11 protein-coding genes are annotated in these 10428 nt (G+C 40.8%); 9 read left to right on the forward strand and 2 right to left on the reverse strand.

Going from position 1 to position 10428, the window contains the following annotated elements:
* The first annotated feature begins 7 nt into the window (after window positions 1–7).
* The 3 genes from ACLL8Z_RS10265 to asnS all read left to right on the forward strand — a co-directional run bounded on the left by ACLL8Z_RS10265 (window position 8) and on the right by asnS (window position 2740).
* Window positions 8–658 (forward strand): SCO family protein, encoded by a 651-nt coding sequence (locus tag ACLL8Z_RS10265; RefSeq protein WP_411274687.1) that lies wholly within the window; start codon window positions 8–10, stop codon window positions 656–658.
* Window positions 648–1073: a c-type cytochrome gene (locus tag ACLL8Z_RS10270; RefSeq protein ID WP_411274688.1), complete on the forward strand. Its 426-nt coding sequence runs from the start codon at window positions 648–650 to the stop codon at window positions 1071–1073. Before ACLL8Z_RS10265 ends, ACLL8Z_RS10270 begins: the two co-directional genes overlap by 11 nt.
* A gap of 218 nt (window positions 1074–1291) precedes the next feature.
* Window positions 1292–2740 carry an asparagine--tRNA ligase gene (gene asnS, locus ACLL8Z_RS10275; protein ID WP_411274689.1) on the forward strand — a complete coding sequence of 483 codons (1449 nt, stop codon included), beginning with the start codon at window positions 1292–1294 and terminating at the stop codon, window positions 2738–2740.
* Between the two features lie 333 nt (window positions 2741–3073).
* Here asnS and ACLL8Z_RS10280 read toward each other — a convergent pair whose 3' ends face one another.
* A complete protein-coding gene (locus tag ACLL8Z_RS10280; protein ID WP_411274690.1) occupies window positions 3074–3559 on the reverse strand; it encodes a VOC family protein in 486 nt (161 codons plus the stop codon).
* 78 nt (window positions 3560–3637) lie between these two features.
* On the opposite strand from ACLL8Z_RS10280, the gene ACLL8Z_RS10285 reads away from it, so the two are divergent.
* Together ACLL8Z_RS10285 and nhaA are read left to right on the forward strand one after the other, a co-directional pair.
* Window positions 3638–4258, forward strand: a complete 621-nt coding sequence (locus ACLL8Z_RS10285) for an L-threonylcarbamoyladenylate synthase (protein ID WP_411274691.1) — start codon at window positions 3638–3640, stop codon at window positions 4256–4258.
* A gap of 133 nt (window positions 4259–4391) precedes the next feature.
* On the forward strand, window positions 4392–5618 hold the full coding sequence (gene nhaA / locus ACLL8Z_RS10290) for a Na+/H+ antiporter NhaA (RefSeq protein WP_411274692.1): 1227 nt from the start codon (window positions 4392–4394) through the stop codon (window positions 5616–5618).
* Window positions 5619–5624: 6 nt separating this feature from the next.
* On the opposite strand, the gene ACLL8Z_RS10295 is transcribed toward nhaA, so the two are convergent.
* Window positions 5625–6056 (reverse strand): CBS domain-containing protein, encoded by a 432-nt coding sequence (locus ACLL8Z_RS10295; protein ID WP_411274693.1) that lies wholly within the window; start codon window positions 6054–6056, stop codon window positions 5625–5627.
* Between the two features lie 310 nt (window positions 6057–6366).
* Between ACLL8Z_RS10295 and ACLL8Z_RS10300 the strand changes: the two genes are divergently transcribed.
* From ACLL8Z_RS10300 to ACLL8Z_RS10315, 4 genes are all read left to right on the forward strand, one after another.
* Window positions 6367–7719, forward strand: a complete 1353-nt coding sequence (locus ACLL8Z_RS10300) for a Na(+)-translocating NADH-quinone reductase subunit A (RefSeq protein ID WP_411274694.1) — start codon at window positions 6367–6369, stop codon at window positions 7717–7719.
* A gap of 145 nt (window positions 7720–7864) precedes the next feature.
* Window positions 7865–9040 carry an NADH:ubiquinone reductase (Na(+)-transporting) subunit B gene (locus tag ACLL8Z_RS10305; protein ID WP_411274695.1) on the forward strand — a complete coding sequence of 392 codons (1176 nt, stop codon included), beginning with the start codon at window positions 7865–7867 and terminating at the stop codon, window positions 9038–9040.
* Window positions 9033–9749, forward strand: coding sequence for an NADH:ubiquinone reductase (Na(+)-transporting) subunit C (gene nqrC, locus ACLL8Z_RS10310; RefSeq protein ID WP_411274696.1), 717 nt, complete (start codon window positions 9033–9035; stop codon window positions 9747–9749). Before ACLL8Z_RS10305 ends, nqrC begins: the two co-directional genes overlap by 8 nt.
* 16 nt (window positions 9750–9765) lie before the next feature.
* Window positions 9766–10428, forward strand: a 663-nt coding sequence (locus ACLL8Z_RS10315; protein WP_411274697.1) for an NADH:ubiquinone reductase (Na(+)-transporting) subunit D, incomplete at its 3' end; no start/stop codon positions are given.

The raw sequence follows: 10428 nt of genomic DNA on the forward strand, positions 1-10428 counted from the left end.
ATACTCCATGAAAAAACTATTATTATTTGCTGCAATAATCTGTGTACTCCAGGCCTGTACAAATAAATCTGACCAAAGACTCCCCATCCTCGGAAACCGAGAAGCTGTAGAAAAAACTGTTGACGGTAAGACTATTGTAGATACCGTGTATCAGACCGTCCCTCCTTTTAGTTACCTGAATCAGGACAGCGTAATTATAACTGATAAAGATTTTGACAATAAGATATATGTCGCTGATTTCTTCTTCACTTCATGCAATTCAATTTGCCCGGTTATGCATAGGAATATGCTGGAGGTATATAAGAAGTACAATGACAATCCCAACGTTAAGTTCCTTTCCCACTCGATTGATATAAAATATGATTTGCCATCCCGGCTCAAAAGCTATGCGACCAAACTAGGTGTAGAAAGCGGCAAATGGGCATTTGTTCATGGATCCCGTGATTCCATCTTCAACATTGCAGCCAAAAGTTATCTCGTAGGAGCCTATGAGGACGATGCAGATCCTCAGGGACTTGTGCATCAGGGTTGGTTCGTACTGGTTGATACAAAAAAACAGCTACGCGGAGCCTATGATGGCACAAACGAAGACCAGGTTAAGATAATGATGGGCGACATTGAAAAGCTTTTGGACGAAGAAAAGCTGAATGAGAAATAAGCTTCTTTATTTACTTTCCACTCTATTTGCTGGTGTCCTGGTTTTTGATTCCTGCAGTAATGAACTGGAACTAAACTATCAGCGATACTTTGTAAACGGCAAAGGGCTATACGAAAAGAACTGCCAGAATTGTCATGGCGCTAATGGAGAAGGATTGGGCAAACTTTATCCTCCTCTTACCGACACCGCGTTCCTCTCCAAAAATAGATCTTCACTTGCCTGTATGATAAAGAACGGCCTCAAAGGAAAAATGTCTGTCAATAATGTGAGTTATGAAACTGAAATGCCGGGTAATACCGCTTTGGCGGATATTGATATTGCCCAGATCATAGTTTACATCACCAATTCGTTTGGGAATAAACAGAGTTTTTATGATCAGAAGCAGGTAGTAGCGGATATTAAGGGGTGTCAGTAAATCCGGCGATATCGAGTGAATTCATTTTACTGCGGGAAGGACAGTTTTAGCGACGATGTCCTTGCGGGGAGGCAAGACGAAGCAATCTTAACACGTATTTCGTTTCTTTCGGTACGTTGGGTCGGAGTCTTAATACTTGATATTTGATACTTGATACTTGATACTTCCAGCTTGCGGTTAACAGAACGATTTGTATTTTTGCAACTCAATAAAAAAAAATGGCTAAGCGTACACGAATTAAGGATCTTTTAAACACTACGGAATTTGGTCAACAGGTAACTGTAATGGGTTGGGTAAAAACTTTTAGAAATAACCAATTCATTTCTATTAACGATGGATCCAGTATAAACAATATCCAGGCTGTGGTAGATTTTAATTCTATGGACGAAAGCCTGCTTAAAAGACTAACCACGGGTGCCGCAATATCAATTGAAGGCGAGCTGATAGAATCAATGGGCAAAGGGCAACGGGTTGAGGTTAAAGTGAACGGGCTGTCGATACTCGGGGATAGCGACGCAGAAAAGTTTCCCCTTCAGCCCAAGAAACATAGCCTCGAATTCTTGCGTGAAATAGCGCACCTGCGCTTTCGTACCAATACATTTAATGCAGTATTTAAAGTACGTCATGCTTTGGCGTATGCCGTACACAAATTCTTTAATGACAAAGGTTTCCTTTGTATGCACACTCCTATTATTACTGGTTCAGACGCTGAAGGTGCAGGGGAAATGTTTCGGGTATCTACATTAGATCCAGACAACATGCCACGCAATGAAGATGGTACCATAAATTACAAAGAGGATTTCTTTGGCAAAGCAACTAACCTCACCGTGTCAGCTCAGCTGGAAGGCGAGCTTGCCGCTTTGGCCTTTGGCGATATTTATACTTTCGGACCTACTTTCAGGGCTGAAAACTCGAACACCACCCGTCACCTTGCTGAATTCTGGATGATTGAGCCGGAAATGGCCTTTTATGACCTCACCGACAATATGGATTTGGCTGAGGAACTGCTGAAGTACCTGATTAAGTATGCAATTGACAATTGTTCTGATGAGCTGGAATTCCTTACATCACGCCTGCTTGAAGAAGAAAAGCAAAAACCTCAGAACGAACGTTCAGACATGGACCTGCTGGCGAAATTGAACTTTTGTCTTGATAATGACTTTGAACGGCTTACTTATACTGAAGCTATCGGCATATTAAGAAACTCAAAGCCTAACCAGAAAAAGCAGTTCAAATATATTATCGACGGATGGGGTTCAGACTTGCAATCTGAACACGAGCGTTATCTGGTAGAGAAACATTTTAAGAAACCAGTGATATTAACAGATTACCCGGCAGAGATCAAATCCTTTTACATGCGTCTGAATGAGCCTGATTCAGAGGGACGTACAACTGTAAGGGCTATGGATATCCTATTCCCTGGAATAGGTGAAATTGTAGGTGGATCACAAAGAGAAGAACGCCTTGACAAATTGGAAGGGAGAATGGCAGATCTTCATATACCGGCCGACGAAATGTCGTGGTACCTCGATACCCGTCGTTTTGGCTCAGCTCCCCATGCTGGATTCGGCTTAGGATTTGAAAGATTGGTTCTATTTGTAACTGGCATGACGAATATCAGGGATGTTATCCCTTTTCCGAGGACTCCCAAAAACGCTGACTTTTAATTATTAATAGGCAATCCGGTTTTTTTACCTAGATTACTAATAGTTTCAGTTTTATTCCATGGATAATGGATAATTCAGGACATCACTATTTAGAAGATTTATGAAACCATCAGCACCAAACAAAGTTCTCTGGGCAGTTGCTCTTATCACAGGTATTCTCGGAATTGTGGGACACCTAACTTCAGTAAATTATCTGACTGAATATAGCTTTATGCTGGTTTTAGTTGGATTTGTTTTATTAGCTATTGGGACATCGTTTAAAGGGACCTGAGTGCAGGAGTTAGGCGTTGGGCATCAAAATATGCCTAACGCTTAATACCCAAATGCTCCCACTTATTCTGCTAATTTGAGAAGCTCTTCCAAATCTAGCCTATTCGAAGTCATCTTCAGATTCCGTTCCCCGTCCATCGGCCATTCCTCTGTGGGCTTGTCCCAATAAAGTTCTACACCGTTTCCATCGGGATCATTTAAATACAATGCTTCAGAAACACCATGATCTGATGCGCCAGTAAGCGGGTAGCCGGCATCCCGTAGGCGTTTTAAGATTACAGCGAGTTCCTTTCTTTCGGCATACAAGATGGCGGTGTGAAATAAACCGGATGAGTTTTGCGGCGCAGGGGGCGCATTTTCTGAATACCAAGTATTCAAACCTATATGATGATGGTATCCTCCAGCCGAGATAAAGACTGCCTGATGCCCATATCTCTGGGTAATTTGAAAACCGAGGAGATCCCGGTAAAATGAAAGTGATCGGTCCAGATCGGAAACTTTTAAATGAACGTGCCCTATACGAGTGGAATCTGGTATTTTATATGTCATTTCTAATCTAAATTAATTTGAACACTGCCGGGAAGATTGGTGATATCTCATCAGAAATTTAATTTAGTACTTTTAGCCATGCTTATCAAGATATATCCCGAAAATCCGAACGAAAAAATGATACAGCAGGTGGTTGATGTGCTAAAAAAAGGTGGCGTTATCATCTACCCTACCGACACCGTTTACGGTCTTGGCTGCGACATTACCAATCAGAAAGCCATTGAACGGATTTGTAAAATAAGAGGTATAAAACCTGAAAAGGCTAACTTCTCTTTTATCTGTTATGACCTCCGTCATATTTCAGATTATACCAAACCAATTGATAACGAAACATATCGCATTTTGAAGAAAGCATTGCCCGGGCCATTTACTTTCATTTTTAATGCCAGTAAGAATGTTCCGAAACTCTTGAGTTCCAACAAGAAAACCGTCGGAATACGGATTCCAGACAATAATATTGCCCGGTTCATTGTAAAAGCCCTCGAAAATCCAATTATGTCTACATCTATACACGATGATGATGAGATCTTTGAATATTCTACCGATCCGGAGTTGATCCATGAAAAATATGAAGACCTGGTAGATCTGGTTATCGACGGTGGTTTCGGAGATAATCAGCCTTCCACAGTTGTGGATTGCAGTGAGGGTGAGTTCGACATTATTCGTCAGGGTAAAGGCAATCTTGAATTGTTTCTGTAATATTTTTACCACTAACCTAATAGTCTGGTATTTAGATAGAAACCCCTGAAAACCCTCTGAGGTTGGTATTAATATTCCCAAAAATACTAAAACTGTTCTTACTGACTTTTAAAGATATTAGTATTTTCGCGCAATGACCAAAGGAATTAATCTAAAAACATTCCGGAATTTCTTCCGATCCAAACAAATTGGCGGAATAATCCTGCTCTTTTGTGTGGTTATCTCCCTAATTATTGCAAATTCTTCTTTAGGTAAGAAATTCGAAGATTTTCTTTCACTTGTCATAGGCTATTCCGGTAAGATTTTTAGCCTTGAATATTCCGTTTCAGCCTGGATAAATGACGGACTGATGGCTATCTTTTTTCTGTTAGTCGGACTTGAAATTAAACGGGAGATCGTTGAAGGCGAGCTATCATCGCCAAGGAAGGCTGCAATGCCAATTTTTGCAGCTATAGGCGGGATGGTTTTGCCTGCATTAGTATATGCCCTTTTTAACTTTAACACTCCAACTTCGAGTGGATGGGGTATTCCTATGGCTACCGATATTGCTTTCGCATTAGGTGTGCTGTCTCTTTTGGGAAAAAGAGTTCCTCCATCTCTCAAAGTCTTTCTTGCCGCTCTTGCAATAGTTGACGATCTCGGTGCAATTCTGGTAATTGCATTTTTTTACACCGAAGAAGTACATTTCAAACAGCTGCTTTATGCAGCGGGCATTATGGCTTTCCTGATATTAATTAACCGTTTGGGTTTTAAAAAACTAATCTTCTATATCATACCCGGAATATTTCTCTGGTATTTTGTACATCATTCGGGAATTCATGCCACTATTGCAGGCGTTCTCCTCGCGATGACAATCCCAACAAACACAACCGAAGACATTTCCCCTTTGGAAAAACTCGAGCACATGCTTGTTAGGCCAGTAAATTTTCTGATCATGCCCATATTTGCGTTGGCTAACACCAATATAAAATTCGAGAATGGCATGATCGATGGCTTATATAGTCCAATGGGACTTGGAATACTCGGGGGATTGATTATTGCTAAACCTCTTGGAATAACTTTATTTTCCTGGTTATCTGTTCGGTTTGGCTATTCTTCGCTTCCATCTCAGTCTACCTGGAAACATATCTTCGGACTAGGATTACTTGCCGGTATCGGGTTTACAATGTCTATTTTCATTGCTCTGCTCTCATTCGAAAGCATGGAATATCAGCTTGGAGCGAAATTCTCTGTTCTAATTGCATCAGTTATTGCAGGTATTTCAGGATACATTTTCCTAAGTAAAGTCAATAAACGTGTAAGTTTTGACAGAAAAAAATTGCTTAGAAGGCGCAAGCCCTCGGCAAATCCTGGACGGTAAGCCGTATCAGGTTCCGCCGATATACTGTTCCATATTTTGGATAATGAATTTTTGCTCGTCGATGATAAATTTTACGACATCACCAATAGAGATAATACCAATAAGCTGACCTTCCTGCATAACAGGCAGGTGACGAATAAAGTTGTTCGTCATGAGCTGCATACATTCATCAATTGAAGCAGAAGGGCCCACGGTAGTGATGTTTTCCGACATGATATCCCTGATTTTTGTTTGCTTCGAGGCTTTTCCTTTTAGAATTACCTTCCTGGCATAATCCTTCTCAGAAAACATTCCCACAAGCCTGTCATTTTCCATAACAACCAGGGCACTTACGTTCCTTTCAACCATGATCTCGAGCGCGCGGTAAACAATTGTATCAGGGGCAATAGAAAATGTTGTACCGCCTTTGGCTTTTAAAATACTTTGTACAGATCCCATAATGAAGTTTTTAACGAATGAAAATCCACTTATAATAGTTAATTAACGATGCATCAAACAAATTTAAGGGGCAACATGGAGTAGCGTTACAATTAGGGAATAGCTAAATCTTAATATTCCAAGGCTATCATTCGAGGTGATTATCTAAAAATAAGAATTTATAATAAAATAAAATATTTTTTTTGGCTCATTGTAAATTTATTAAAACCTGTATATTGTAGTAAGATTTATAATTGCCGCGTGGATCTTAGACTTATTGAGCCGAAACTTAACGTTCATTACACATAGAAGTCTTATTTAAATTTACTGTATGTCAAGGTATGTTAAAATCAATCGGGGCTTAAATATCAAATTGGCTGGCGAAGCCGATAAATCTCTTTCCAATCAACTTCATTCTGAAACATACGCGGTTAGTCCTGCCGACTTCTCCGGACTAAGTCCGAAACTCCTTGTTAAAGAGGGCGATGAAGTTTTAGCAGGGTCTCCTCTTTTATACGATAAAAATAATGAATCTATTAAATTCGGCTCACCCGTTAGCGGCGAAATTATTGGAGTAGTCCGCGGTGATAAAAGAAAGGTCCTGGAAGTTAGAATTCTTGCCGACCGGGAGATCAGGTATCTTGATCATGGGATTTTTAAACCCAACGATCTCAGTCGTGACGCAGTAATTGATCACTTGTTAAAAAGCGGAGTTTGGCCTTTTATACGACAAAGACCCTTTGGTATTATTGCGGATCCGCAGACAGTTCCAAAGTCCATCTTTATTTCTGCATTTGATACTAACCCGCTTGCCCCTGATATTGAATTTGTTTTAAAAGGCAAAGAATCTCTTTTTCAGTCCGGTCTCGATGTCTTACAGAAATTGACCGATGGCAAAGTGCACGTAAATGTTCACACTGAGTTAAACTCTTCATTTTTCAGCGACTTTAAAGGAGTTGAATTAAACACAATTTCCGGTCCTCACCCATCAGGAAATGTTGGAGTTCAAATCCATCACATAGACCCATTAAACAAAGGCGAACATATCTGGACTGTTAATGCCCAGGATGTAATTGTTATTGGGAACTTGTTCAAACACGGAACATACGATGCACGTAAGATAATTACTCTTGCCGGTTCGCAAGTTCATAAACCTGGGTACTACCAGGTGACGGGTGGATGCAGTATCAAAAATCTGCTCAATGACGCTGGTGTTAAGGATGGCAATAACAGAATTATCAGCGGCAGCGTTTTAAGTGGCGGCAGGATAGCGCCTGAAGGATTTCTGGGATTCTATGATTCCCAGATCACTGTAATCCCTGAGGGAAATCATCCGGAATTCTTAGGATGGTTAAGCCCTGGTTTCGACAAGTTTAGTGTATCACGAACATTCTTTTCATGGCTCAGCCCCACTAAGAAGCATGAACTTAACACTAACCTGCATGGCGAAGAACGCCCCTTTGTAGTTACAGGGCAGTATGAAAAAGTTTTCCCTATGGACATTTATCCTGTACAGTTGTTAAAATCGATTCTTATTGAAGATATTGAACAAATGGAAAAATTAGGGATTTACGAGGTAGTGGAAGAAGATTTTGCATTATGTGAATTCGTTTGCACGTCAAAAATAAAAGCGCAGGAAATTGTGCGTCGCGGAATAAACCTGATCCAGAGCGAATTCAGTTAATTTGATTTCATTACAGAGACTATATATTTATTTTACTAAGATCCTTTGAAATAACAATTAAGGCCCTATTGATAATATAGCCGAAGAACTACAGACAGACTAAACGGGCGGGCAGCCATTTTTTTATCACACAAATTATTTTCTTTTGGAAGCACTTAGAAAATTATTAGATAAAATAAAACCCCACTTTGAACAGGATGGAAAACTGGAAAAGTTTTACCCTGCTTTCAATGCGTTTGAAACATTCCTTTTCGTACCCGATCATACAACCGCTGCACGGGGTACCCATATCCGGGATGCTATCGATCTTAAACGCACCATGATATTAGTGATATTATCCTTAGTACCGTGTTTGCTGTTCGGTATGTGGAATACCGGCTATCAGCACCATCTCGCTCTGGGTTCGTCAGTCGCAAGTTTAACAGATAATTTTCTTTTCGGGGCTTCAAAAGTTTTGCCTTTAGTAATAATTTCTTACGTCTCAGGTCTGACTGTCGAATTTATTTTTGCTATCGTACGGAAGCACACGGTTAATGAGGGTTTCCTTGTTTCGGGTATGTTAATTCCTCTGGTTATGCCAGTAGACGTTCCCCTCTGGATGGTTGCTGTTTCAACAGTGTTCGCAGTTATTATTGGTAAAGAGGTTTTCGGCGGTACCGGAATGAATATCCTTAACCCCGCTCTTACCGCAAGGGCATTTCTCTTTTTTGCCTATCCAACGAAAATGTCGGGTAATGAAATTTGGATCAACACCAGTCGGCCTGAAGGACAGTCTCTTGTTGACGGATACAGTGGGGCTACTCCCCTGGGCGATGCAGCAGCAGGGTTTGCTGATAAAATACCTGGAATATGGGAATCATTTATCGGAACCATACCCGGTTCAGTAGGCGAAACCTCTGCCCTGGCTTGCTTAATTGGAGCATTCATATTGTTATATACAGGTATCGGTAGCTGGAGAATCATGCTGAGTGTGTTTGTTGGTGGATTTGTAATGGCTGCTATATTTAATCTCTTTGGAACAACAACCCTGATGCAGATCAGTCCCATACATCACCTTGTGCTCGGTGGCTTTGCTTTTGGAGCTGTGTTTATGGCCACCGATCCGGTAAGTGCCACACAGACGAATACGGGCAAATATATTTATGGCTTTCTAATAGGCTTGTTTGCCATCCTGTTTAGAGTTTTCAACCCAGCTTACCCGGAGGGAATGATGCTATCAATTCTGTTCATGAATGTGATGGCGCCATTAATTGATCATTACATTGTTGAAGCTAATATTAAAAGAAGGATGAATCGCACTAAGACTTTGCAAAATGGATAAGGACAGTAACAAAGCCACCTTTCTTTTTTCAGGCGTAATGGTAGTTATTATTGCTGTATTGCTTTCGGTAGCAGCTATAAGTCTGGGACCCTACCAGCAAAGAAATGTAAGGATAGAAAAGATGCAAAATATCCTGACCAGTGTCAGTATCATAACGAATCCAATGGAGGCCGAAAAGCTGTTTGCGACTTATATAACTGAACAGATCGTGCTAAACAAAAAAGGTGAAGCTGTCGAAGGAGGTGCGCCCGCGTTTGACATCGACCTCAAAAAGGAGCTGGATAAAGCAAAAACCGGGAATGCCGATAAGGAATTGTTTCCTTTATTTATCTGCCATAAAGACGAAAAATCCTATTATATCATACCGGTAAGAGGCAAGGGCTTGTGGGGTCCTATATGGGGTTACATTGCCCTTGAAGGCGATATGAACACGGTATATGGAGTTAGCTTTGGCCACAAAAGTGAAACCCCCGGACTCGGTGCTGAAATAGAAACTGAAAAATTCCAGAATCAGTTTACCGGCAAAAAAATATTCGATGAGAAGGGGCAGTTTGTTTCGATAAAAGCCGTAAAGGGCGGAGTCTCGCCTGAGAATACACATGGTGTTGACGCAGTATCCGGCGCGACCATTACTAGCGATGGAGTCACTGAGATGGTAAAACGTACCCTCAGTAATTATGTGCCCTATTTTAAAAAAGTAAAATCCTGATAATAAATAGAATTTTATGGCTAACGAGACTATCAGCGTACCAGAAAAGATAAAAGAACCTGTAGAACCTCTATTCTCACCCAAGAATAAAAGGCTGCTTTTCGATCCCTTGAACGATAATAATCCAATCACAGTTCAGGTATTGGGGATTTGTTCTGCCCTAGCTGTAACCGTAAAGGTTAAGCCTTCCATCGTTATGGCTCTTGCTGTGATGGTTGTGTGTGCATTCTCCAATCTGGCGATATCATTTATACGAAATATTATCCCCAACAGGATTAGAATAATTGTACAGCTTACGATTGTGGCAGCAATGGTTATCCTCGTTGATCAGGTTTTGAAAGCTTTTGTATACGACGTCAGCAAGCAGCTTTCAGTTTTTGTAGGATTGATTATTACTAATTGCATTATTATGGGTCGTCTGGAAGCTTATGCAATGGCGAATAAACCCTGGCCCTCATTTATTGATGGAATAGGTAATGGCCTGGGATACGGACTAATCCTGATAATTGTTTCGGTAATCCGGGAAATTTTCGGCACGGGAGAATTGCTGGGATACAGGGTTATTCCCCAATCACTGTACGATATGGGATACTTTAACAACAGTCTTGTCATCATGCCGCCAATGGCCCTGATTATTGTAGGAATTATAATCTGGATACAAAGGAGCCGTAACAGAAAC

Source organism: Daejeonella sp. (assembly GCF_046590655.1).
Taxonomy (GTDB): Bacteria; Bacteroidota; Bacteroidia; order Sphingobacteriales; family Sphingobacteriaceae; genus Daejeonella.

Bases quoted from the DNA above. Each gene is read 5' to 3' on its own strand.
- ACLL8Z_RS10300 (WP_411274694.1), top strand. From the start codon at position 6,367: ATGTCAAGGTATGTTAAAATCAATCGGGGCTTAAATATCAAATTGGCT.
- nqrC (WP_411274696.1), top strand. From the start codon at position 9,033: ATGGATAAGGACAGTAACAAAGCCACCTTTCTTTTTTCAGGCGTAATG.
- ACLL8Z_RS10285 (WP_411274691.1), top strand. From the start codon at position 3,638: ATGCTTATCAAGATATATCCCGAAAATCCGAACGAAAAAATGATACAG.
- asnS (WP_411274689.1), top strand. From the start codon at position 1,292: ATGGCTAAGCGTACACGAATTAAGGATCTTTTAAACACTACGGAATTT.
- ACLL8Z_RS10270 (WP_411274688.1), top strand. From the start codon at position 648: ATGAGAAATAAGCTTCTTTATTTACTTTCCACTCTATTTGCTGGTGTC.
- nhaA (WP_411274692.1), top strand. From the start codon at position 4,392: ATGACCAAAGGAATTAATCTAAAAACATTCCGGAATTTCTTCCGATCC.
- ACLL8Z_RS10265 (WP_411274687.1), top strand. From the start codon at position 8: ATGAAAAAACTATTATTATTTGCTGCAATAATCTGTGTACTCCAGGCC.
- ACLL8Z_RS10295 (WP_411274693.1), bottom strand. From the start codon at position 6,056: ATGGGATCTGTACAAAGTATTTTAAAAGCCAAAGGCGGTACAACATTT.
- ACLL8Z_RS10280 (WP_411274690.1), bottom strand. From the start codon at position 3,559: ATGACATATAAAATACCAGATTCCACTCGTATAGGGCACGTTCATTTA.